General features: G+C 63.6%; 20 protein-coding genes. All 20 read right to left on the bottom strand.

Annotated features, from left to right (window positions below; translation table 11 throughout):
* Positions 1-193: 193 nt before the first annotated feature.
* The 20 genes from CAY82_RS19495 to flgC all read right to left on the bottom strand — a co-directional run bounded on the left by CAY82_RS19495 (position 194) and on the right by flgC (position 24477).
* Positions 194-3091, bottom strand: a complete 2898-nt coding sequence (locus CAY82_RS19495) for a TIGR00180 family glycosyltransferase (RefSeq protein WP_087502675.1) — start codon at positions 3089-3091, stop codon at positions 194-196.
* 33 nt (positions 3092-3124) lie between these two features.
* On the bottom strand, positions 3125-3865 hold the full coding sequence (locus tag CAY82_RS19500; RefSeq protein ID WP_087502777.1) for a cephalosporin hydroxylase family protein: 741 nt from the start codon (positions 3863-3865) through the stop codon (positions 3125-3127).
* A gap of 20 nt (positions 3866-3885) precedes the next feature.
* On the bottom strand, positions 3886-4953 hold the full coding sequence (locus CAY82_RS19505) for a class I SAM-dependent methyltransferase (protein WP_087502676.1): 1068 nt from the start codon (positions 4951-4953) through the stop codon (positions 3886-3888).
* On the bottom strand, positions 4943-5821 hold the full coding sequence (locus CAY82_RS19510; protein ID WP_087502677.1) for an NAD(P)-dependent oxidoreductase: 879 nt from the start codon (positions 5819-5821) through the stop codon (positions 4943-4945). Before CAY82_RS19510 ends, CAY82_RS19505 begins: the two co-directional genes overlap by 11 nt.
* The gene (locus CAY82_RS19515) at positions 5818-7044 is read right to left on the bottom strand and encodes a class I SAM-dependent methyltransferase (protein WP_087502678.1); all 1227 of its coding nucleotides are present in this window, start codon (positions 7042-7044) and stop codon (positions 5818-5820) included. The genes CAY82_RS19510 and CAY82_RS19515 overlap by 4 nt, the downstream gene beginning before the upstream one ends.
* On the bottom strand, positions 7041-7601 hold the full coding sequence (locus CAY82_RS19520; protein WP_087502679.1) for a dTDP-4-dehydrorhamnose 3,5-epimerase family protein: 561 nt from the start codon (positions 7599-7601) through the stop codon (positions 7041-7043). Before CAY82_RS19520 ends, CAY82_RS19515 begins: the two co-directional genes overlap by 4 nt.
* Positions 7598-8680 (bottom strand): CDP-glucose 4,6-dehydratase, encoded by a 1083-nt coding sequence (gene rfbG, locus CAY82_RS19525; RefSeq protein ID WP_087502680.1) that lies wholly within the window; start codon positions 8678-8680, stop codon positions 7598-7600. The genes CAY82_RS19520 and rfbG overlap by 4 nt, the downstream gene beginning before the upstream one ends.
* Positions 8662-9435, bottom strand: coding sequence for a glucose-1-phosphate cytidylyltransferase (gene rfbF, locus CAY82_RS19530; RefSeq protein WP_087502681.1), 774 nt, complete (start codon positions 9433-9435; stop codon positions 8662-8664). The genes rfbG and rfbF overlap by 19 nt, the downstream gene beginning before the upstream one ends.
* Positions 9436-9574: 139 nt before the next feature.
* Positions 9575-13147: a glycosyltransferase gene (locus CAY82_RS19535; RefSeq protein ID WP_087502778.1), complete on the bottom strand. Its 3573-nt coding sequence runs from the start codon at positions 13145-13147 to the stop codon at positions 9575-9577.
* A 74-nt stretch (positions 13148-13221) separates the two neighbouring features.
* A complete protein-coding gene (locus CAY82_RS19540; RefSeq protein WP_087502682.1) occupies positions 13222-14793 on the bottom strand; it encodes a flagellar hook-associated protein 3 in 1572 nt (523 codons plus the stop codon).
* Between the two features lie 13 nt (positions 14794-14806).
* Positions 14807-16837 (bottom strand): flagellar hook-associated protein FlgK, encoded by a 2031-nt coding sequence (gene flgK / locus CAY82_RS19545; RefSeq protein WP_087502683.1) that lies wholly within the window; start codon positions 16835-16837, stop codon positions 14807-14809.
* A 12-nt stretch (positions 16838-16849) separates the two neighbouring features.
* Positions 16850-18004 (bottom strand): flagellar assembly peptidoglycan hydrolase FlgJ, encoded by a 1155-nt coding sequence (gene flgJ, locus CAY82_RS19550; protein ID WP_087502684.1) that lies wholly within the window; start codon positions 18002-18004, stop codon positions 16850-16852.
* Positions 18005-18015: 11 nt separating this feature from the next.
* Positions 18016-19125, bottom strand: coding sequence for a flagellar basal body P-ring protein FlgI (locus CAY82_RS19555; protein WP_063913082.1), 1110 nt, complete (start codon positions 19123-19125; stop codon positions 18016-18018).
* Between the two features lie 12 nt (positions 19126-19137).
* Positions 19138-19833, bottom strand: a complete 696-nt coding sequence (gene flgH, locus CAY82_RS19560; RefSeq protein WP_013973620.1) for a flagellar basal body L-ring protein FlgH — start codon at positions 19831-19833, stop codon at positions 19138-19140.
* Positions 19834-19884: 51 nt separating this feature from the next.
* Positions 19885-20670, bottom strand: coding sequence for a flagellar basal-body rod protein FlgG (flgG, locus tag CAY82_RS19565; RefSeq protein WP_015271239.1), 786 nt, complete (start codon positions 20668-20670; stop codon positions 19885-19887).
* Positions 20671-20717: 47 nt separating this feature from the next.
* Complete coding sequence (gene flgF, locus CAY82_RS19570) at positions 20718-21458, bottom strand: flagellar basal-body rod protein FlgF (RefSeq protein WP_087502685.1); 741 nt, start codon at positions 21456-21458, stop codon at positions 20718-20720.
* Positions 21459-21668: 210 nt separating this feature from the next.
* Positions 21669-21854, bottom strand: coding sequence for a hypothetical protein (locus tag CAY82_RS19575; protein ID WP_087502686.1), 186 nt, complete (start codon positions 21852-21854; stop codon positions 21669-21671).
* Between the two features lie 72 nt (positions 21855-21926).
* Positions 21927-23282: a flagellar hook protein FlgE gene (flgE, locus tag CAY82_RS19580; protein ID WP_087502687.1), complete on the bottom strand. Its 1356-nt coding sequence runs from the start codon at positions 23280-23282 to the stop codon at positions 21927-21929.
* A 31-nt stretch (positions 23283-23313) separates the two neighbouring features.
* A complete protein-coding gene (flgD, locus tag CAY82_RS19585) occupies positions 23314-24018 on the bottom strand; it encodes a flagellar hook assembly protein FlgD (RefSeq protein ID WP_087502688.1) in 705 nt (234 codons plus the stop codon).
* Between the two features lie 15 nt (positions 24019-24033).
* A complete protein-coding gene (gene flgC, locus CAY82_RS19590) occupies positions 24034-24477 on the bottom strand; it encodes a flagellar basal body rod protein FlgC (RefSeq protein WP_087502689.1) in 444 nt (147 codons plus the stop codon).
* Between the last annotated feature and the right edge of the window lies 1 nt (position 24478).

Below are 24478 nucleotides of genomic sequence, written 5' to 3' on the forward strand. Positions count from 1 at the left end.
CACCTTGCGAAAGCCCCGGTTGCCCTCTAGGTAAGCGGTGATAGCCGTGAGCTTGAACTGCTCTGTGTATTTACCCATAGATCCCCCACGGGTTGGATTGGTGTCCAACTTCTTGGGGGCAGTCCAGATTTGCTGCCGGGATCAGAAAACGCGCGATCCCGGCGGGAGCGAGTGCTGCGACGCAGCCTTGCCTTCAAGCGATCAGTGCCTGCCACTCGACCCGGCTTTGCGGGTCCAGGGTGAACAGCGCCGCGCCACGGCTGTGCCCGGCGTTGTAGAACGGGTCCTGCACCTGCGGTGCACAGGGCAGTGCGTCCAACCGGCCATGGCGCACCACCTGGGCCTGGGGCGTCCAGACCACCATCAAGCCGAGCCCGGATACACTCAGGCAGGCAGCCACCTGGGCAGCGCGAATGCTCGCTGACTGCTCATCCAGCCCGCCCAGGGCCCGCAGCACTTCGGCCCGCACCATCAGGCAACCGGACACGGCCGATACGTTGTGCTCCACCTGCAAACGCTGCAGGTAGCCCGGTGCATCCTTGGCCACCCCTTGGAAAGCCGGGCGAATACCCGCCTCGCCCGCCAGCACCAGTCCGGCCTCGGCCACCTTGCCGTCGCTGCCAAGCAGCTTGCCGCCAACCACCCCAACCTCCGGGCGCTGGGCCTGGTTGAGCAGGCCTTCCAGCCAGTTGGCATTGAGCACCTCAGCTGCACTGTCGAGCATCACCAGATACTCGCCCTGCGCCTCGCGGCTGGCCAGGTTGAGCATGGCGACCGGCGCCATGGCCTGCTCGCTGCGGATAACCCGCACACGGCTGCCAGCAGCGACCAGGCTGGCCAGCCATTCGCGTAACTGCGGCGACTGGCTGGCGTTGTCGGCGATGACGATCTCGTGGTTCTGGTAACGCGTGCGCTGCAGCACGCTGACCAGACACGCCTGCAATTCTTCGGCATTGTCCTGGCAGTGCAGGAGAATCGAAACCGACGGTCGCTCGGCATGCCGATAGTCGATCTGATGAGTGCCCGGGTGCACCGAACCCACCGTGGCAGCATAGCCACGCTGAGCCAAGCGACGGGTCAGCACCGCCCGCTCCTGGTCCTGGCTGTCGAGCGCTGGCGCGTCACAGATCAACAGAGGCTCGGCAAGGTGGGCCAAGCCGGCCAGGCCTTCATCACCGATCATGCGTAGCAGCAGGTCGAATTCCAGCGCCAGCGGGTACTGACTGTCAAAGCCACCTGCCGCCAGCAGCAGATCACGGCGCAGCAACCAGTGACGCGCCATCACCCCCGGCACGCTCTGCAGCAGGTCGAGACTGGTGCCAGGCCGCAGTACTTCACGCAGACGACCGTCAGCCTGCACCTGCACCTCATCCATGGCTACCGCGCGAATGCCTTCGGCACCCAGCAGTTCGAGGCTGGCCCGTAGCAAGCCGCTGGCGGTGAAACGATCGCCCGCTTCGGCCAGCACCACCCAGTCGGTATCCAGCTGGGCGACCGCCTGGTTGATCTGGCGAACGTAATCTTTCGTGTCGGCCTTGACGAAGTGCACGGTCTGCCCGGCATTGGTCGCCATTGGCAGGTCGCCACCGGTCAGTACCACCACCTTGAAGCGGCGGCACGGTCCGGCCATCAGGCTGTCGAAGGTGGCCTGCAGCTTGTCCATCTGCGCGCCCAGGTCGAGCAGCACGATACCGAAGCTTGGACCACCGTCGGCTGCAGCCAGACGCTGCCTGGCCAGGCTTGACTGCTCGGCGTCAGGCTTGCGCGCCTCCAGCCAGTTCAACAACTGGCCGGAAGGCAACGATGCGAGCAGCGCCTGGCTATCATAGCTCGGCAATGCCTCGAGCCGGGCCAGCCAAGGCCGCAGCGGTGCGGCCTCGGCCTCGTCGCCGGCCGCTTCCAGCGAGGCCAGCAGGCGCTCCACCACCACCCGGTTGAAAGGGCTCAGCGCCAGTGCCTGCCACAGCCGCGCGCGGATGGTGCGCTCGTTGTCATTGGCATTGACCTGCATCAGCGCCTGCTGACGCACCAGGATAGCTTCGAGCTCACGCAGCTGGAGGCGCCCGCAAGGCATGGCATGGATAAGGAATTCCAGTTGCGCCAGCAGGTCGAACATCGGCTGGTTGTAGAACGGCATTTCGACGAACTGCTGCTTGCCGAAGATGCGCAATGGCTCGGGGGTTGGCACGTTCCAGCGCGAGGTGACAATCATGCAGCCATGCAGGGCACGACCACTGAGCAAACCCTCGGCCATGGCCTGGAAGCCTTCCAGCGCCACCTGTTGCACCTGCTCGGCTCCCAGGCAGCTGAGGGCCGTCGGGATCGACGCGAGGAACGCAGCGAAGCGCTCACGCTCCTGGCAACTGCGCTCGTCGCGGTTGGCCAACACGGTGAGCACGTTGGTGTTGTGGTCCGAGCCGCCCAGGTTGGCTTCACGCACTGCGTACGGAATCGGCAGGATACGCGCCTTGGCATTGGCCAACAGGTAGAAGGTGTGGCCAATCTCCTGCCACTCGAAGCTGGTGCCCGCCGGCAGCAGTGCGTACCACTGCTGCAGCAGGTCGGTGCGGGTAACCGCATAGAATGGCGGCAGGAACTGGCCCATGAACTCGACCAGACGTTGGGCCGGGTCGTCGCTGCAATAGTCTTCCTGCACGCGTTTGTCACGCCGGTAGAAGTGCACCTCGGTACCGTGCCCCACGTACATCATGCCGTAGCCATGGCACACGCCGTAGTCCGGATGCTCCTCAAGGAACTGCACCGACCGGGCCATGCCATCGAACAGCAGGAAGTCGTCATCTGCGGCAAAGGTCATGAACGGCGTGCGGACTTCGTTCACACCATAGGCGAGCTTGTCCTGCAGCCCCTTGTAGGTGTACTGCGGCAGGTGGCGGTAATCCACCTGCGGGTAGTCCGCCTGCAGGGTGGCATCGGCCTGGCTGGATGAATCCAGCACGAGGATGCTTGCCGGGAAATCGCGATAGTAGTGCAAGGCCCGGCGCAGGAACGCCGGACGATTATGGGTGATCAACACCACGGTGAAACGCTCGCGCAGCGAGCGGTCGATGAGCGGGGTATCCTGAAGCGGCATGAAGACGTTCCTGCTGGTGACCTGGGGTGAGAATCAACGCACGCGGCGCAGATAGCCGTCCGGCGCCACGGTAAGCAGCAGCTTGTCCTGCACCTGACGGTCGATCTCGAAGTCGCGGTTCTCTTTCAGGTACTGCCACACGGCGGTCTTCGGGTTGTCCCCATGGCCCCATGGGCGGTCCGGGAAGAAGTCGGCCGGCATATCCTCGACCACGGTGTCCATCACCACGCAATAGCTGTCCACCGACACCAGCGGCGCATAGGCACGCAGCTCTTCGAGCACGTGGTCGTGGGTGTGGTTGGAATCGAGCACGACGATGACCTTCTTGCCTTCGGCCAGCTGGCGCACCTTGGCGACCATCTCCGGGGCGATGCTCGAGCCTTCGAACATGGTGATGCGGTGCGCCATCGGGTGCTCTTCGATGGCCTTGCGGTTGTGCGGGCGGATGTCGACGTCGATGCCCACCACCTCGCCATGGCCCAGCAGTTGCAACAGCGAAGCATAGTAGATGATCGACCCACCATGGGCGATGCCGCACTCGATGATCAGGTCAGGCTTGATGCGCCACACCAGTTCCTGCATGGCGATCATGTCCTGGGGCAGCTGGATGATCGGCCGGCCCATCCACGAGAAATGGTAGCTGTACTTGTGCCTGGCCGATTCATTGAACAGGTCACGCGCCAGACCCTGGAGCTTCTGGTCCTGGCCCTGGGCGGCGATCTGCTCGTTGCACTCGGCGAGGAAGGCCTGGTGGACGTTGTTGTTGTCAGTCATGGAAACGGTCTCTGCAAAGGTCATTGGAACGCGGCGTCATCGACCGCGTGATAGACGAAACGGTTGCCGGTGTCGCGGCGGATCTCATTCAGGTAGTTGGAGTTCATCACGAAGACCTGCGCACCGTCAGGCAGGCTCGACAAAGCCTCTTCGGGTGACGACACGCGCAAGCCGCTGAGTGGCAGGTAGCGGCCCTGCTTGGCCGGGTTGATGTCGATCACGTGGTCGACCTGCACCCCGGCACGCTGCAGGTACAGCGAATAGATCACGCCCTTGGACGATGCCCCCCAGATCGCCGCACCACGCCCGGCATGCTCGCGCAGCAACGCTTGGCCACGCTCAAGGCTGGCGCTGAAGCCTGTCGGCAACTGCAGGCGCTGGCCGTCGAAGGCCGGCATATGCAGGCTGGCCAGGTCGGCGACGATGTACAGGTACTGACCATTGAACAGGTGGCCGGCTTCCAGCACCTTGCCAAAGCAGCGGCGCAGGTCATTCAGGCGGAAGTAGTTGACGTGCTCGTAGAACAGGTCGAACCAGGCGCGGTGCTCGAGGATCCAGTCCAGGCACGGCACTTCGATGTAGATCAGGCCACCCTGGTTGGCATCGGCAATGGCCTTGAGAAACGCCAGCGGGTCGGCGATATGCTCCAACACATGGCGAAGCACCACGGCATCGGCCGACAGCCCCAGCTCACGGGTGAACGGCGCCTTGATCACATCCGGGTTGTCGCCTTCGTAGGCCGGGTCGATGCCGGTCACCCTGTGCCCGCGCTGGCGCAGCAACTCAAGGAAGTAACCCTTGCCGCAGCCCACCTCGATCAGGCGCTTGCCGGCAAAGTAGCGGGCGATCAGCTGTTCAACTTCATCCAGGTGACGCTGGAACGCCGGTGACAGGGCCTGCTCGTTCTGGTAGTCGCTGTCGTAGCTCAACAAGGATCCGTCGAAGGCCTGGTTGTACACCAGGCCGGTGCGTTCATCCTGGACCAGACACATGTCGCCACTGGCCGACGCCCGTGCGCTGGCGGCGTCGGCGAAGGTACGGTTCTGCAGCACGGGCAAGCCGGCGGCACGGTACAACTCATAGGCCATGGGGCGCTCCTTGGGCAGCCAGCAGTTGGGTGAGTCGGTCGGTCACGGCCCAGAACGCCATTGGCTCGTGGCTCGGATAGGGGTAATGACCAAGGTTCAGTACAAGATCGGCCCCGCGCTCGCGCAGGCGCTGCTCGACCAGGCTGCGCACCGCCACCGGCCGGCCGCTGGCGCAGTTGACCACCCCGGAATAACCGCCGCAGTGCAGCAGGCCGGCCAACTGGCGTGCAGCCTCGGTGGCTGGCTGGAAATCGCGTAGCTGCTCGCCACCGGACATGTCGAACACCGCAGCCTTGCTGTCGATGGCGCGGTCAAGCGCAGCCAGCAGGCTGTTGGGGTTCTGGCCTTCACCATGCAGGTAGAACAGCCGTGCCCATTGCAAGGTGAACGGCCGGTGCATCTGCAGTGCCAGGAGGAACTGGTGCAAGCTGTGCTTGGCCAGGCCATAGGGGTTGGCCGGGCGCGCCTGGCACTGCTCGTCCAGCGGGCCGCTCTGCATGCCGTATTCGTAGCAGGTGCCGGTGACCAGCACCTGCGACACGCCGGCCTCGACCGCATGCTTGATGAAGCGGTAGTCGGCCATCAGGTTCTGCTCCAAATGGAAAAGCGCCTGGTAGTTCGGCAACCCCGGCCAGGCCAGATGGGCCAGTGCATCGATACCGTCGCTCCAGCTGGCGACCTGCCTGGCATCCGCCAGCTGCAGGTCACCGGCGACGAACTGCACCTGGTCGAACCACGGCATGCTGCGCGCACGCTCCTGGTCACGCGCCAGGGCGCGTATCCGACAACCGCGGGCCAGCAACTCAGCCACCAGATGGCGACCAACGAAACCGGTGGCGCCAGTCACCAGCACATGCAACGCGGTCATAGCACGGTCAACTCGGGCACGGCGATGACGAAACGGCCGCCCCACTCCCGAATGCCGGCCTGCTGCTCGCTGACTTCGCGCAGCAGATTCCAGGGCAGCACCAGCACATAGTCCGGCTGTTCTTCGGCCAGGCGTTCGGGTGCCACCACCGGAATTCTGCTGCCGGGCAGGAACTTGCCCTGCTTGTGCGGGTTGGCGTCGGCCACCCAGGCCAGCAGGTCGGCCTTGACCCCGGCATAGTTGAGCAAGGTATTGCCCTTGGCTGCGGCGCCGTAGCCGACCACCCGCTTGCCGGTGGCCTTGGCATCCAGCAAGAAGCGCAGCAACTGCAGCTTGATGCGCTCGGCTGCAGGCGCAAGGGTTGCGTAGAAGCTGGCACGGCGCACACCTTGCTCCTCCTCCAGCGCCAGCAGGCGGGTGACGGCTTGTTCCACGGCACGGCGCTGGCCATCGGCGCGCTGCACGAACACCCGCAGCGAACCACCGTGGGTCGGCAGCTCCTGCACGTCGAAGACTTCCAGGCCGTTGCGCTGGCAGAGGATTTGCACCGCGGTCAGCGACAGATAGGAATAGTGCTCGTGGTACAGCGTGTCGAACTGGTGTTCGGCAATCAGCGATAGCAGGTGCGGAAACTCGAAGGTGGCCACGCCGGACGGTTTGAGCAAGGTGGCGAAACCGCCGAGGAAGTCATTGATGTCCGGCACGTGGGCGAGCACGTTGTTGGCCGCCATCAGGTCGGCGCCCCACCCCTCTGCCAGCAGTTGCGCGGCCACTTCGCGGCCGAAGAACACTTCGCGGATCTCCAGGCCCTTGGCCCGTGCTGCGTCAGCGGTGCTGCGGGTCGGCTCGACGCCCAGGCAGGGAATGCCGCGCCGGGCCACGTACTGCAGCAGGTAGCCATCGTTGGCGGCAATCTCCACCACGCGACTGTCGGCGCCCAACACGAAGCGCTCGGTCATGCTCGCCACGTAGGCCTCGGCATGGGCCAGCCAGGAGCTGGAATAGGAGCTGAAGTAGGCATAGTCGGCGTCGAACAGCTGCTCGGCGCGGGTGTAGTCCTCGGTCTGCACCAGCCAGCATTGCTCGCACACCGCCACTTTCAACGGCACCCACTGCTCGGCCTCGGCCAGTTGCTCGGGGCGCAGGTAGGCATTGGAGGGCGGCGAGGTGCCCAGATCGATCAACGGCAAGTGCAGGGCGCTGCCACAACCACGGCAATTCATACGGTCACTCCGGTAAAGCGGTCGTCCAGCCAAGGATGCATCTCATCCCGGGCCGAGAGGTTGATCACAGGCAACGGCCAGGCGATTGCCAGGCGCGGGTCGAGCACCGACAGCCCGCCTTCGTGTTCCGGGGCATAGTCGGCGCTGTGCAGGTAGAGCAGCTCGGCGTCGTCACTCAGGGCCTGGAAGCCGTGGGCAAAGCCGGCCGGCACCAGCAAGCTGCTGCCCTGCCCGGCCTTGAGGTGTTCGGCATGCCAGTGCAGGAAAGTCGGCGAACCGGCACGCAGATCGATCACTACATCCCACACCTCACCCTGCAGACAGGTGATGTACTTGCTCTCCGGCTGCGGCCCGGCCTGGTAATGCAGGCCACGCACGCTACCGCGCTCGCGGGTCAGCGATCGGTTGATCTGGCGGATGTGGAACGGCGCGCCGAAGCGCTCCAGGCTGTCTTCGCAATACAGCCGCGAAAAGGCGCCACGGGCGTCTTCGACACGGCGATGTTCGATGCGAGCCAGGCCCGGCAACGGCAAGGGGTGCAGGCTGTACTGGCTCACAGCGACTCCTGGTACAGGCTCAGCTGGGTGAGGCTGACCGCACGCATGTCCATGCCCTTCTGCCAGGCGAGGTGCCAGCCCAGGGTCCGCTCCAGGCATTCGTTGAGCGTCCAGCGCGGGCGCCAGGCCAGCTGCTGGCGGGCACGCGAGCTGTCCAGGCGCAGCAGCCCGGCTTCGTGCAGGTCGCTCTTCTCGAAGTTGACGCCGGGTGCCTGCGGCCATTGGCCGGCCAGCAACTGCACCACTTCACCGACGCTGCACATGTCATCGTCACCGGGGCCGAAGTTCCACGCGCCGGCAAAGCGCGGGCCCTGCTCGTACAGGCTGGCCGCCAGTTGCATGTAGCCGGCCAGCGGCTCCAGGGCGTGCTGCCAGGGGCGCACCGCCTGGGGGAAGCGCAAGGTCACCGGCTCACCGGCGGACCACGCCTTGAGCACGTCGGGGATCAGCCGCTCGGGTGAGAAGTCGCCGCCGCCGAGCACGTTGCCGGCACGCGCCGTGGCCAGGCTCAGGCCATGCTCGGCATGGCGCTCGGCCGGGAAGAACGACGCGGCATAGGACTGCGCAAGGATCTCGCAGCAGGCCTTGCTGCTGCTATAAGGGTCGTGCCCGCCCAACGCTTCGTTCTCGCGATAGGGCCAGGCCCATTCCTGGTTGGCGTACACCTTGTCGGTGGTAACCACCACGCAGGCACGCACGCCGCCGGCCTGGCGCACCGCTTCGAGCAGGTTGAGGGTACCCATGACATTGGTCGAATAGGTGCCCAGCGGATCGCGGTAGCCTTCGCGGACCAAGGGCTGGGCTGCCAGGTGCAGGACGATTTCCGGCTGCACTTCGGCGACCAGTTCCAGCAGCACACCCAGGTCGCGCACGTCGCCACGGCGGTCATCGATGCCCTCGCCTACCCGCGCTAGCTCGAACAGGCTCGGCTCGGTCGACGGGTCAAGGGCAAAGCCGGTGACCTGGGCACCCAGGCTGTGCAGCCAAAGCGCCAGCCAGCTGCCCTTGAAACCGGTGTGGCCAGTGAGCAGGACGCGCTTGCCGGCCCAGAACGCAGGGCTCAGGCCCACTGCTTCCATGGCGCCTCCCCACTGATCCACAACTGCTCCAGGTGGTTCTTGTCACGCAGGGTGTCCATTGGGTGCCAGAAGCCTTCATGGGCGAAGGCATGCAGTTGCCCCTCGCAGGCCAGGCGCGATAACGGTTCGGCTTCCCATGAGGTGGCATCGCCATCGATGTACGGCAACACTTCAGGCGACAGCACGAAGAAGCCGCCATTGATCCAGCCGCCATCACCGCGTGGTTTTTCGGTGAAGCCCAGTACCTGGTCGCCATCACGTTGCAAGGCACCATAGCGGCCTGGCGGCTGCACGGCTGTGACCGTGGCGAATTTGCCGTGGGCATGGTGGAAGTCAACCAGCGCGCCGATGTCGATGTCGGACACGCCATCACCATAGGTGAAGCAGAATGCCCGCTCCCCTTCCAGGTAGCGCGCGGCGCGGCGCAGGCGGCCACCGGTCATGGTCTCCTCACCGGTGTCGACCAGTGTCACGCGCCATGGCTCGCTGTAGTTCTGGTGCACGTCCATTCGGTTGGCGCGCATGTCGAAGGTCACGTCGGAGGTGTGCAGGAAGTAGTTGGCGAAGAAGTCCTTGATCGCGTAGCCCTTGTAGCCCAGGCAGATCACGAAGTCGTGGATACCGTGCGCCGAATACTGCTTCATGATGTGCCAAAGAATTGGCTTGCCACCGATCTCGATCATCGGTTTTGGCTTCAGGTGCGACTCTTCGCTGATGCGCGTGCCGAGACCACCCGCCAGAATGACTGCCTTCATCGATTTCCTCATGTACTTCGCGCCCCCGGACCACCAGGGTGAAGGATTTATGGCGATATCGATGGGGTATTGCAGGAAATGCGCCAACCTGCAAAAAAGCTGGGGCCGCTTTGCGACCCCAGTTGCTATCAGGCGAAAATCAGTCCGCCAACCAGCCCCACTCCCAGTGGCGCAGGTTGTCGTCACGCAGCACGAAGTCGCGCATCACCGCCTCACGCAACTCGTCACCCATGCGGTAGCTGGCCGCCGGGTCGGCCAGGTGCGAGCGGATCGCCTGCAGCCACTCCTCGGTGCTGTTGCTGTATACGCGCGTGCAGGGCAGGTAGCCGCGGTAGGCCTCGGTGTCGGTGCAGATGGTCGGGTAACCGCAGGCTCCGTACTCCAGCAGCCGCAGGTTGCTCTTGCAGTCGTTGAAGATGTGGAATTCCAGCGGCGCCAGGGCCAGGTCGAGGTTCAGGCTCGCCAGCTTGGCCGGGTAACGCGCCAGCGGCACACCCGGGTGGTACTCGTGGATGTAGGGCTTGAGCGCCTCGGGGCACATGCCGAAGAACACCCATTCCACCTCACCGGCCAGCTCACGCACCACCTCGGCGATGATCTCCAGGTCGCCGCTGTGGCTGGTACCGCCGCCCCAACCCACCCGCGGCTTGCTGGAAGCGCCACGGCGGCTGGCCGGCAGGTTCGTCCACAGGTGTGGTGCCAGCATGTTCGGCACCACCCGGATATCGTCATGCATGTCCGACAGCGCATTGGCCAACGCCTGGGTAGTCACCACCACCCGGTCGCACAGGCTGATGCCACGGCGCAGGTGCTGCTCGATGTCGGCTGGCTTGTTGCGCGCATGGGTGTTCTTTTTCGGCGCGCTGAGCACGTAATCGTCAATTTCGAAGATGCGCCGGGCATTGGAGAAGCGGGCGATGCGTTCAATGTCGCGCACCGAATCATCGTTATGCCGCAACTGCAGGATGATTACGTCCGGGTCCATGCGCGCCAGTTGCACCACGGTCGGCGACTCGTAGACCACACGCCCGACCACGCGCCCGGCGGCTTCCAGCTGTTTGAACGGCTGTTCGACCCGGTAATGGCCCACCGCACTGTCGTTGATCGGCAACCCCAGCACCGACGGCAAGGCCCGGGCGCACAGCGGGCTCCAGCTGCCACGCAGGCTCGGCTCGAGGCTGAAGTCGCCGCTGGCCAGCCCCAGGTTGGGGTTATATGCCGGGTCGCGGACCACCTTGCTCAGCCAGCGCTCGCAGAACACCTGCTGCTGTTCCAGCAGCGCGTCCTGGCCAAACCCATCGCTTGTGGTCGTCGCTTCCCGCTTGAGCAGCACGGCATAGGGCGTGCCGACCACCAGGTAACCGCGCGCCCCCGCGCGCAGGCACAGGTCGAGCTCGGCCATGCCTTGGCTCAGCGGTTGGGCCCCCAGCCCCCCCAGCTCTGCGAACACCGCCTTGCGCACCATCAGGCAATCGCCGCCGACAGCGCTCCAGTCCTGTACCACCTGCAAGCGTTGCAGGTAACCGCGCGACTGCGCATCTTCCCCGGCGAACGCCGGGCCGGCCACGCTGGAAACCCCCAGCACCCGGCCCGCTTCGACCACCCGCCCCTGGGCATCGACCAGCTTGGCGCCGACCACCGCCACCTCCGGGCGCTGGGCATGCTGGAGCATTTCGTCCAGCCACTGGCCGTCGAACACCTGCACGCTGGCATCGAGCAACAACAGATAGTCACCGCACGCCTGGGCTGCAGCGGCATCAAGCAGCTGACTGCGCGAACCGCCGAGCTCCCGGACTACGCGCAGCATGCCTGCACCGAGCTCGCTCATGGCCTGCAGCCAGCCGTCCACGTCGGCCGCCACGGCCGGCCCGGCCACCAGTAGTACCTCGTAGCGGCCATAGGCTGTGCGCTCGATCAACCCTTCGACACAAGCCTGCAGGCCTGCCAGGTCACTGCCGACAGGAACGAGGATCGATACCTGCGGGGTGCCGGCATGCAAGTAGTCGACCCGATTGAGCAAAGACAGGTCGTCATGCCGGATCCGATGCGCCACGCCCAGCCGCTGCAGATGTGCAGCCAGCACCGGTTCGCTCTGGGCGATCACTTCCGGCAGCGACAGCCAGCTGGCGAAGCTGAACTCCGATTGCACCTGGATTTCGGCAATGTGTTCGATCACCTGCAGGCCACGGGTTTCGACCAGGCGCCAGAGCAGGTCATGCGGTGCCAGCTCGGCAAAGCCGGCATCGAAACCACCGAGATCGAGAATCGCCTCGCGGGCGAAGGCCAGGGTGCGGCCGACATAGGGGTAACTACGCAACAGATCGAGGTTGAAGTCCGGCTTGAACACCGGTTCGCCCGGCTGGTCATCGAGCCAGGCCCCTTCATCGCTGTAGGCGCATGCCAGGTTGGGGAACACCGCGGCACGTTCGGCCAGCAGCAGAATGGCCGACTCGGCGAGCCGGTCACCGGCACGCAGCAGGTAGATCCAGTCGGCGTCGTGCAACGAGGCCAGCAACTGGTTCAACTGCTCTGGCCAGTCGCTTTGCAGCGGCTGGTGCACCAGCGGGATCGGGCTGGCTGGCACGGCATCGGCCAACACCACGCACGCATGCACCGGATACAACTGCCCGGCCAGGCTGTCGAGGGTGCGCCCCAGGGCCTGGGCGTCACCTTGGGTATCCAGCACCACCGGTACGATGCGCGGCTGACGTGGCCAAGCCGCTACCGCCTGGGGCAGCAACCCCCGTTGCACGTCGCTGAAGCGGCGCGCCGCCAACCACTGCTGATAAAGCTCGGCATAGCTTTCGCACTCGCTGCCCACCCGACCACCCAGGCGGGTCTGCCAGTTGCTGATGATCCGTGCCACACACAACTCCTGCCATTGTCGCGGCTGCTGCTGTGCCTCGGTCAGTGGCACGTAGCGCACCCAACCACTGGCGGGCGCGGCTTCACCGCTGCGCGCCGCGAGCATCTGCATCATCCAGCGCCACTCCTGCGGTGCGGCCTGGACCAGCGCCTCCTGCTTGCTCAGGCGCTGCGGGTGCAGCCGTTCGATCAGGCCCGGCTCACTGAGCATGACCATGTTGCCGCGACGCATCAGGCAGGCGAACAGCGCCAGGTCCAGCAGCGCGACGAAGCTCAGGCTATCGCTGGTGAGCGCCTGCAACCACTCCAGTGCCTGCTCGCGGCGCATCAGCGCCGCCGAGAAATTGCCCAGGAAGTTCACTGGCCGCCCGTCGAGCATGGCCAGCATGTCTTCGCCCTTGAACAGGCTGTCGACATTGGCGAAGCGCGCATTGGCGATGCGCATCGGCAGGATGAAGTTGTTCTCGTCGCATAGCACACGCTGGGACAACACCAGGCCGACCTCGTCGTGCTCCAGCAAGGCCTTGGCCTGGTGCGTCACGCACTGCGGGAACAGGCGATCGTCGTCGCACAGCACCTTGACCAGTGCGCCCCGGGCCAAGCCCACCGCCTGCACCAGGTTGGCGACAAAACCCAGGCGCCGGCTGTTGCGCACGTAGCGCACGCAAGCGCGCAATTCGCCCTCGACAGCGTTGACGATGGCCTCGATCTCCTCGCCTTCGCTGTCGTCGCAGACCAGCACCTCCAGCGCCTCATAGGTCTGGCCAAGGGCGCTGTGCAAGGCCATGCTAAAGAACCGTGGGCTGTAGGCGGGGATGACAATACTGACGAGAGGCTTTTCGTTCACGTTGGCGACCTTGCAAAAAAAAGTGCGCCGCACCTGACGGTGGCGGCGCACGATTGGCTACGCATGCAGCGCTATCAGATGTAGTTGACCAGCGAAAGACCGGCGACCTTGGCATAGGCCTGCAACGAGGCCTGCAGCATGTTGGTCTGCATGGTCAGGCGGATCATCACTTCGGCCGGATCGCTTTCGCGGATCGAGCTCTGGGTCTTGGTGTTCTCGGCGCCCAGCGCCGAGTTGGTCTCGGCCTGAACATCCAGCGCCTGACCACGGCCGCCGATCGAGGCGATCGACGAGGTCACCTGGTTGGTGGCGCTGCCGATATTGCCGATGGCCGAATCCAGCGCGGCCTTGAAAGCCTGCGCGGCCGCCGGGTCACCGTCGATCGGGGTGCTCAGCGCAGCGCGTAGCTGGCTGATGGTGTCGAGCACATTCTGGGTCTGGTGGGTATTGACCTTGATGGCAAACGAGTCACCGGCACTTGGCGCTCCCGACAGGTCGAACTGCACGCCCAGCACCGTGGCGGTGGTGCCGCTCAGGGTACCCGTGGAGATCGGCCGGCTGCCGTCGCTGACCGGCGCGGTATACAGCTCGAAATCCGTGGCGCTGGTGAACTTGAGCACCGCGCCTTCGGGGAAGGCAGTCTTGTAGGCAGCCTGGTCGACCACCGAGGCACCGGTGACCTGGACCGACGAGGCATTACCCGGGCTGCGGGTGCTGCCGATCTGGTCCGCCTTGGAGGCCAGGCTGAAGGTGTGGCCGGCGATGGCAGCATCCGGATCGGCTTCATCACCGGCCTTGAAGCTGATGTCCAGGCGCAGGTCGACGCCACGGAAGCTGATTTCGGTGTTGTTGCCGTTCGGGTCGAACTTGCCGCCCTGGGTCGCCTCGAGGGTGACGTCATTGCCGCCGGCATCGGTGATCTTGAACTGTGTACTGCTGACGAACTCGATGCTGTAAGGCTCGCCACTGCGGAAGCGGTCGTTGTAGGTGGAACTGCCGGAGACCTGGCCGTTGGACAGGCTGACGCGGCCATCATCGGCGGCCGGCGCAGTCAGCCTGGTCTCGCTGCGACTGGTGTTCAGGGCCTGCTCGAACGCATCGTAGCCGGTTTCGTTAGAGGCCAGGCTGAGCATGTCGCCGACCTGCAACTTGAGCTGCGCCTGGTCCCCCTGGTAGGAGTAGGTGCCATCGGAATTGCGCACGTATGGCTGGGTATCACCCTTGGAGCCGGAAAAGAGGTACTTGCCGTCCTCATCCCTGCTGTTCATCAGAGTGAACAGTTGTTGCTCCAACGAGTCCAGTTCGGCGGCATTGGCCTTGCGGTCGTCGTCGGTGAAGCCGGCGTTTCCGGAGCTCACAGCCAGTTCGTTGACCCGCTGCAGGATGGTCCCGATGGACTTCAGTGTGCTTTCGGCAGTACCCAGGGCATTGCGCACATTGACGATGTTGTCGCCGTACTGTTCGAGCATGCTTTGTTGCTGCTCGAGTTGCAGCAGACGCGCGGCACCCACCGGATCGTCCTTGGCGGAGCGCACGCGAATGTTGTCGGTGGCCTCCTGCTGGGTCTTCACCGCGTTGGCGAAGTTGCGCTGATAGTTGGCCTGGTTGGTGTTGTAGAACTGCGAAGTGGAGATACGTACGCTCACGATCTACGGCTCCTTAAAGACTGTTGATCAGGGTGGCGAAGGTTTCCTGGGCCGCCTTGATGATCTGCGACGACGCGGTGTAGTACTGCTGGAACTTGATCAGGTTGCCGGTTTCTTCATCGACCGACACACCCGACAGGCCGTTGCGGCTGTCCAGTGCAGACGTGTGCAGTGCACTGGTCGCGTCGCTGTCCATCTGCGCCTGACCAGCTTTGCCGCCGACGTTGGAGACCAGCTTGGCGTAGGCATCGGTGAAGCTGATGCCCTTGCCGTTGGCGCCAACCTCGACCGTGGATTTGGTCTGCAGGTCGATCACCGACAGGGCGTTGCGGTTGTCCGCCGAGCCTGCGCCGGACAACGCCACGGTATAGCTGTCGCCATTCTTCGGTGCGCCGGAAACGCTCATCTCGAAGGTGAAATTGCCGCCCAGCGGGTTACCGCTGCCATCGACCATCGGCACCGACAGCTGCAGCTTGTTCTCCTGGCCCGGCACGATGGTGCCGCTGCCGATCTCGGTGCCCTTGGCGTCGTACATCTTGTAGGCCTGGGGCGAGCTGGTGTCGTCGCCGAACACCAGCTTGACCGGGGTTGAATATTTCAGGCCGGTCTGCAGTTGCGAACGCTGGGCGGCATCGTAGATGTCCATCTCCGAGGTCAGCGTCGGCTGGGTGATCACGCCGGTACCTTTGTTGCCCGAACCACTGGTAGCGGTCAGCGGCGAAGCCAGGGCCAGGCGCTTGGGGTCGGTAAGGACAGTCTCGATGCCTGCGGCCGCATTGCGGGTCGGGGTGATCTTGAAGCTGTCGCCAGCACTCAGGCCACCACCATTGAGCGACAGGGTGAAACCATCGATCACCGGAGGCGGCGTATCGGTGAGGTCGAAACTGCCCATGTCGGTGCCTTCAGGCAACTTGCGCACGCTGTAGCCAGTGGCGCTGGTGAACGTCACCTGGTAGTCGCTGGTGCTCAGCTTGCCGGTGTCCTTGATGGTCACATCGAGGTTGCCGGAACCGGCGCTGTTGCCGGTCTTGGCAATACTGCGCTGGCTGATGGCCGCGGCGCTGTTGATGTCACCGAACAGGGTGGCACCGAAGTCACCGTTCTTGTCGATGCCTTGGGCCAATTGGCTGTTGATCGCATCGGCTACCACCAGGGAGACGCGCCCCAACTCGTTGAGCGCGGGGTCGAGGGTTTCCTTGCGGTAGCGGATCAGGCCACCGAGCTCGCCACCGCTGGCGCTGCTGGTGATATCCATCTTGGTCGAGCCACGGTTGAGGATCAGGCTCATGCGGGTCGGGTCGGTAGCACTTGGCTCCACACCCAGGGTCTGGGTGGTCTTGCCCAACACCAGGGCCTGGCCATTTTTCAGGTAGATGTCGTAGTTGCCTTCACGCTCCACCACATCGGTGCCGATCAGCTTGCTCAGCTCACGCACAGCGCCATCGCGCTGGTCGAGCAGGTCGTTGGGCTGGCCGGAGATGGAACTGACGCGGGAAATCTGGTCGTTGAGATCAGCGATGGTCTTGGTCAGGCTGTTCACCTGATCGGCGATCGACACCATGTTGGCGTTGATGTTGCTGTTCTGCTGATTGAGCTGCGACGACAGGGTGTTGAAGCGCTTGGCCAGGGACTGCGCGCTGGTCAGCAGCAGTTGGCGCGAGGCGTCCTCGGTCGGCTTGGCCGCAGCATCCTGCATGGCGCTGAAGAAGCTTTTCAGGGCTGCAGTGATACCGGTGTCGCTGCTCGACAGGGCGGTGTCCAGTGGCGTGATCTGATTCAGGTACGAGCTGGCATCGCTGCTCAGCGAGGTGGTGCTGCGCAGCTGGTTCTCGAGGAACGCGTTGTACACCCGGCGCACATCGGCCAGTGTGGTACCGCTGCCGATGAAGACCTGGCCGACCTGCTGCCCGCCCTTGGTCTTCTGCACGTTCTGCTGGCGCGAGTAGCTTTCGACGTCGGCGTTGGCGATGTTGTTACCGAGGGTGTACATCCCCGATTGCGCGGCGCCAAGCCCCGACATACCAATGTTGATCAGACTCGCCATGGTTCCATGCCCTTAAAGTTTCGTTGCGGTACCGAGCATTGCGTAGTGCTCGTACGACTTCATCTGTCTTGCGATCTGCGAGATCTTGCTGGCGTAATTCGGGTCGGTGGCGTACCCGGCCTTTTGCAACTCTTGCACGAACTGCTCTGGTTTATCGGCGGCCTTCACCGCATCTTGATAGCGCGAATTGTTCTGTAACAGGCTGACCAGGTCGTGGAAGCTGTCCTGATAAGAGTCGTAGGAGCGGAACGCCGCCGTCTCCTTGACGAACTGACCATCGCGGAATTCGCTGGTGATTGCCCGCGCCTCACCGCCCTCCCAGTTGCCGGTTGCCTTGATACCGAACAGGTTGTGGCTGCTGCTGCCATCGGTGTTACGCATGACCGACTTGCCCCAGCCAGTTTCCAGGGCGGCCTGCGCCACCAGGTAGCGTGGGTCGATTCCGATGCGCTTGGCGGCCTGCTCGGCCATCGGCAGCATGGTGGCGACGAATTCGTCGCTGTCGGCAAATGCCTTTTTCGGTGCCAGCGGTGGCTGGGCCACGGCGCGCCCGAGGATGCGCAGGCCGTTGTCCGGCACGGCGAAGGCCTTGGCCACTTGCTGGCCGTCCCGGGCAGGCACGGCTGCGGTATTGGCGCTGGCCGCCGACGGCACGATGCCAGCCAGCAGGCGGTCGGTGAGCTTGCTCGGCAGCGCCAAACGCCGCGAATTCAGTGCGGCGACATCGTTGCGGGTGGCGACCGCCTGGACGGCGTGCACGGGCTCGGCCACCTTGTTGCCCCACAGTGTCGGCGCATTGCCCTCGATACGGGGGAACGGGCTGGTGTTGACCGGCGCGCTCTTGTTCTTCGACAGCTGGCGCACCAGCACGTCCTGCAGCCCGATACCGCCGCCCTCGCGGGACATGCTTACGGCCAACTGCTGGTCATACATGTCACGGTACTGCTTCACCGTCTCGGTGTTCATCGGGTTGTCGTCGGCCAGCACGTCGCTGGCCTTGCGCGAGGCCTTGAGCATTTCGCTGATGAAAAGCGACTCGAACTCCTGGGCCACCTTGCGCACGTTGGCATCGCTGTCACGGTCGCCATGCTTGAGCGCGCTCAGGCGATTGAGGTCGGTATAGGCACCGCTGTCGGCACTGCCGGAAACCAGGCTTTTGCTGCTCATCCGCGCCGTCCTCAGATCACGATCAGGTCGGCCTGCAAGGCGCCGGCCTGTTTCAGGGCTTCGAGGATGGCCATCAGGTCGCTGGGCGCTGCGCCCACCTGGTTCACCGCGCGGACGATTTCATCCAGCGTGGTGCCCGGGCCGAACTTGAACATCGGCTTGGCTTCCTGCTCGGCATTGACCCGCGAGCGCGGCACCACGGCGGTCTGACCATTGGAGAACGGCCCCGGCTGGCTGACGATCGGGTCTTCGGTAATGGTCACGGTCAGGCTGCCGTGGGTCACCGCGGCCGGCGACACCTTGACGTTCTGGCCGATGACAATGGTGCCGGTACGCGAGTTGATGATGACCTTCGCCACCGCCTGGCCCGGGTCGATTTCGAGGTTCTCGAGGATCGACAGGTAATCCACGCGCTGGCTCGGGTCCATCGGCGCAGTGACTCGCACCGAACCGCCGTCCACGGCCTGGGCCACGCCTGGGCCGAGCAGGTCATTGACCTTGTCGACGATGCGCTTGGCGGTGGTGAAGTCGGGGCGGTTGAGGTTCAGGGTCAGGCTGTTGCCCTGGTTGAAACCGCTCGGTACTGCACGTTCGACGGTAGCACCGCCAGGGATACGACCGGCCGACGGAACGTTGACAGTGATCTTCGAACCATCACGGCCCTCGGCATCGAAGCCGCCCACCACCAGGTTACCCTGGGCCACGGCATAGACGTTGCCGTCGATACCTTTGAGCGGGGTCATCAGCAGGCTGCCACCGCGCAGGCTCTTGGAGTTACCGATCGAGGACACCGTAATGTCGACCACCTGGCCTGGCTTGGCGAACGCCGGCAGGTCGGCATGCACCGACACTGCCGCGACGTTCTTCAACTGCACGTTGCCGGAGCCGGCCGGCACCTTGATGCCGAACTGCGACAGCATGTTGTTGAAGGTCTGCAGGGTAAACGGCGTCTGGGTGGTCTGGTCACCCGTACCATTGAGCCCCACCACCAGGCCGTAACCGATCAGCTGGTTGGAGCGCACGCCAGAAATGCTGGCAATGTCCTTCAGGCGCTCGGCCTGGGCGCCGAAGGCACAGGACAGGAGCAGGGTTGCGGCAATCAGCTGCCTCAGGTTGAACATGGTCATCCGTACTCAGAAAGGCCAAAGCGGGCTGATGAAGAAGCGGTCCAGCCACCCGGGCTGGCTGGCATCGGCGAACGAGCCGGTACCGGAATAGGTGATACGTGCGTCGGCCACACGGGTGGACGGCACGGTGTTGTCCGTGGCGATGTCGTCGGCGCGGATCATGCCGGCAATGCGTACCAGTTCTTCACCGGTGTTCAGGGTCAGCCACTTCTCGCCGCGCACGGCGATGATGCCGTTGGGCAGCACTTCGGCCACGGTCACGGTGATGGAACCGGTCAGGGTGTTGCCCTGGGTAGCCTTGCTGTCGCCCTTGGTCGCGCGCTCGCCGCTGTAGCCGGCTTCCAGCGACAGGTCACCGCTGCCGAACGGATTGTTGGTGCTCGGCGTGCTGCCGAACAACGAGGTCAGGCCGATGTTCGCGTTGCTGTTTTTCTGGATCTGCGAGCCGGCGTTCTTGCTGGCCGACGTACGCTCGTTGAGGGTGATGGTGATGATGTCACCCACCCGGAACGCCTTACGGTCGCTGTACAGGTTCTGCTCGAAACCGGCCTGGTAGATCGAACCGTTGTTGGCCGCTGCCGGCAACGGGGTGCGCGGCAGTACCGGCGCGTAGTACGGGTCGTTGGGCTTGGGCGTCGGCGCGACGCAACCTGCCAGCAACACCGCCCCCCCCAGGGCGAAAACGGACAACAGACGATTCATGACGCTTACCTCACGGATACACCAGAGTGACTGGGCTTGGAGCTGCCTGCTTTAGAGCTGTTGAGTAACGAACGACAGCATCTGGTCGGCGGTGGAAATGACCTTGGAGTTCATCTCGTAGGCTCGCTGGGTGGTGATCATGTTCACCAGCTCTTCCACGGTGCTGACGTTGGAGTTTTCCAGGGTCTGTTGCAGGGTGGTGCCGAAACCGTTCAGGCCCGGGGTGCCGACTTGTGGCGCGCCACTGGCGGCGGTTTCGAGGAACAGGTTGTCGCCAATCGCCTGCAGGCCGGCCGGGTTGATGAAGTCGGCGGTCTGGATGTTGCCGATCACCTGCGCTGCCGGGTTGCCGGCGGTGGTAATCGACACGGTGCCGTCCTGACCGACAGTGAAAGTCTGCGCGTCGTTCGGCACGACGATGGCAGGCTCCAGGGCGAAGCCGTTGGCGGTGACGATCTGGCCGTCGGAGTTCAGGTGGAAGGTACCGTCACGGGTGTAAGAAACGGTGCCATCCGGCTGCAGCACCTGGAAAAAACCACGACCGTTCACCGCCATGTCCAGCGGGTTTTCCGTGGTTTGCAGGCTGCCAGTCTGGAAGTTCTTCTGGGTGCCGACAATGCGCACACCAGTACCGACCTGCAGGCCCGAAGGCAGCTCGCTGTCCTGGGTGGACTGCGCGCCTGGCTGGCGTTTGATCTGGTACAGCAGGTCCTGGAACTCGGCGCGATCACGCTTGAAGCCGGTGGTCGAGACGTTGGCCAGGTTGTTGGAGATGACCGTCAGGTTGGTGTCCTGGGCGGACAGACCGGTTTTAGCGACCCAAAGAGCCGGAAGCATGTAAGTTCTCCTCGTGCGCCTGTTTTACGGCACCCGTTCAAAAGTGATTAGCCGATTTGCAAAACACGCGCCATGGCTTCGTCGCCTTCCTTGGCCGCGTTCATCATCTTGACGTGCAGTTCGAATTGACGGGACAGCGCCAGCACCGAGGTCATTTCTTCCACGGCGTTGACATTGCTGCCTTCCAGGAAGCCCGACACCACCCGCACATTGACGTCGGCAGCTGCCGGCTGGCCGTCGCGGGTATGGATCAGGCCATCCAGGCCCTTGGTCAGGCCCTTGGTATCGGGGTTGACCAGCTTGATGCGGTCAACTTCAGCCATCACTCGCGGATCTTCCCCCATGGAGCGGATGCTGATGGTGCCATCGGCGCCAACTTCGACTTTTTGCTCAGGCGGAATCGCAATGGGGCCGCCGTTACCGATCACCGGCATACCGTTGCCAGCACGCAGTACACCGAGGGCATCGATGTTCAGGCTACCGGTGCGTACGTAGGCTTCGCTGCCATCTGGCGCCTGCACGGCAATGAAGCCCTTGCCGGTCACCGCCACATCCAGGTCGCGGCCGGTCTCGACCATCGGGCCTTCACTGTAGTCAGTGGCCGGGCGTTCAGTCATGGCAAAGGCGCGCGACGGAAAGCTGTCGCCGAACACCGGCATCGAGCGGGCCTGCTCCAGGTCTCGCTGAAAACCGTTAGTGGAAATGTTCGCCAGGTTGTTGGCGTGCGCCTTCTGCGCCAGCGCATTCTGGCTGGCGCCGGTCATGGCCACGTAAAGCATCTTGTCCACAGTCATCCTCCATTGCACTGGCGGTCGCTTGCCGCTCGCCGTTGCTATGCGAGCTACAAAGCAAGTTCCGAACCAACTTTCCAAAATCATGAAAAAGCCCGTGGATACGGGCTTTCAGAGGCTTTGCTCAAGTCGCGAACGCCGGTTATCCGGCGCCGGGTTGCCGATGGCGGCAAACTTGTACCCGCGAAAGGGCCGGTACAGCCTTCATCAAGGCTCGCGGCAACCACCATTGCTGTAGGGGCCGGCAAACTTCTTCCAGCCATCTCCCGGCGGCCATTGCGAGCAGACCAGGCGCCCATCCACCTGGCTTTCCCAGCGCCACCAGGGCGCGGTACCGGCCTGGGCCTGGTACAGGCAGAAAGCAGCAATCGATGCAACAAACAGCCTTTTCATGATCCCTCCGGCAACGACGACGAACCCCTTCACGACAAAGGGGTTCGCCTGCATACGCTCAGCCAGCGACCATCAGGTCATCTGAATGATGGTCTGCATGATGGTACTTTCGGTCGAAATGGTCTTGGCATTCGCCTGGTAGTTGCTCTGCGCCTTGATCAGCTCTACCAGCTCCTGCGTCAGGTTCACGTTCGAACCCTCCAGTGCATTGGACTCGATGGCCCCCAAGGTCCCGGTCTTCGGCGAATCGATGCCCGGAATGCCGGACGTGTAGGTTTCAGTCCAGCGGGTACCACCGATCTGCTGCAGGCCCTGCTCATTGGCAAAGCTGGCCAGGGCCACCTGGCCAATGGCGCGGGATTGCTGGTTGCTGAAGCTGGCGAACAGCACACCCGTCGAGTCGATGCTCAGGCTCGACAGAATACCGGTCGCGTAGCCGTCCTGGGACTGCGACATGCGCGCGGTCTCGGTGTTGTAGGAGGTGGTGCTGTTCATCGCCAGGCGCATGCCATCGGCATTGCCCGCCGCACCATTCGACGCCCAGTTACCTGCAGAGTCCTCCACCGCCGGAACCCAGCCGGTCATGGTGAAGGTGTTGTTGTTCACCGTGAACGAAGCGCCTGCCGGGTGCCCGGTGTTATCGGCAGTCATGCTGCTGACCGAACCATCGCTGTTGAAGCTGATGGTGCCGGTCAGCGGCACAGTGGAGGCCGGGTCGAACGGGTTGCGCCCGTCCACCAGGGTGTACATGGTCCACTCATTGGTGCCAGTCTTGCGATAGAACTGCTCCATGGTGTGCTCGTTACCCTGGCTGTCATACACCTTGGTCGGGAAAGACTTGGTGTAAGTCGTCTGATCGGAAGGATCGAACGGCAGGTTCGGCACCAACGTACCCGTACCATCGTCCACTTCCAGCGGGATGTCGGCAGCCGAAGAGTTCAGGTTGATGCCCTGGTCGATCAGGGAAGTTGCCTTTGGCTGCAGGGCCGACGTATCGATCTGCAGATCGGTCAGCACACCCCTCTGGATCTTGCCAGTCGAGTCAGCGGCATAGCCCTGCAGGCGCAGCCCGTCCGCGGTAACCACGAAGTTGTCCTTGCTGGCCTGGAAAGCACCCGCACGGGTGTAGACACGCGAGCCGTTATCGGACAGCACGAAGAAGCCCTGCCCCTGAATCCCCATGTCCAGCACGTTGCCGGTGGTGTTGACGTCACCCTGGGTGAACTGCTGGGAAATGGCCGCCAGGCGCACACCGTTACCCACCTGGTTCTTGCCCACGCCCAGGCGGTTGGAGCCTGCATAGACATCGGCGAACTCGGCACGCGACGACTTGAAGCCGTTGGTGTTGACGTTGGCGATGTTATTGCCGGTGACATCCAGTTGCTTGTTTGCTGCGTACAGACCGCTAAGGCCGATATTGAAAGACATGAACTCGCTCCTTTTGCCGCTCTAGCGGGCCTTAGATACCAATGGTTTGCACGTCGGAGAGGGACACTTTGCCAACGCCGGCGAGGTTGAGCACCATTTCGCCGGCAGCACTGAAACTGACGCTGGTCACCTTGGCTGGCAACAGCGTGTTCATCTGCACCGACTTGCCATCCACCGTGGTGCTGGCAGTGAAGGTATAGGTACCAGGGTCGACTTTCTCGCCACTATTGTTGGTACCGTCCCAGATGAAATCGGCGTAGCCGGCTTTCTGTTCGCCCAGCTCGATGGTCTTGACGGTATTGCCGTCCTTGTCCTTGATGGTGATCTTCGCTTCGCCGATGGCTTGCGGCACGACGAACTGCGCATTGAAGCTTTCGGCGGTATCGACCACTGCCTTGTCGTTCTGCACCACCACTGAACGCCCGACCAGCGACGACGCCTGCAGAGCCTGGGACGAGGCCATGGCGCTGGTGATGGAGTTGACCGATTCGTTCAGCGAGGTAATGCCTTCCAGGCTACTGAACTGCGCCAACTGGGCAACGAACTCACCATTGTCCTGCGGGTCCAGCGGGTTCTGGTGCTGCATCTGGGTGACCAGCAACTGCAGGAAAGCGTCCTTGCCGAGCGAGTCGCTACCGGTCTTGGATGCGGTGTCCGTGGTCTTCTTCGTACTGGTACCTACACCCGACGCCGCGAGCACGTCGTTGAGGTTCACACCGTTGGTATCGATTGCCATGGTCTGGTTTCCTTATCACTGACCGAGGGTCAGGACTTTCTGCATCATGGCCTTGGCCGTATTCATCAGCTCGGCGTTAGTCTGAAACGCGCGACTGGCAGAGATCATGTCAGCCATCTCCTCGACCACGTTAACGTTCGGGTAGTAGACGTAGCCGTCCTTGTTCGCCGCCGGGTGATTGGGCTCGTAACGGGCCTCCAGGTTGCTCTGGTCCTCGACGATGCCTTTTACCTGCACGCCCTGCCCTGCTTCGCCCTGGTCTTCGAACAGCGACTGGCTGCTGCCGGCCTGCGCGTCCTGAAAGGTAGTGGCGAACACCGGGTGGCGAGCGCGATAGGTCTGGTCGATGCTCGAGGACACGGTCTCGGCGTTGGCAATGTTGGAAGCAACGGTGTTCAGGCGCGTGTTCTGCGCACTCATGCCGCTACCGGCAATGTTGAAGACACTGGAAAGGGACATG

This window comes from Pseudomonas sp. SID14000, assembly GCF_002165135.1.
Taxonomy (GTDB): Bacteria; Pseudomonadota; Gammaproteobacteria; order Pseudomonadales; family Pseudomonadaceae; genus Aquipseudomonas.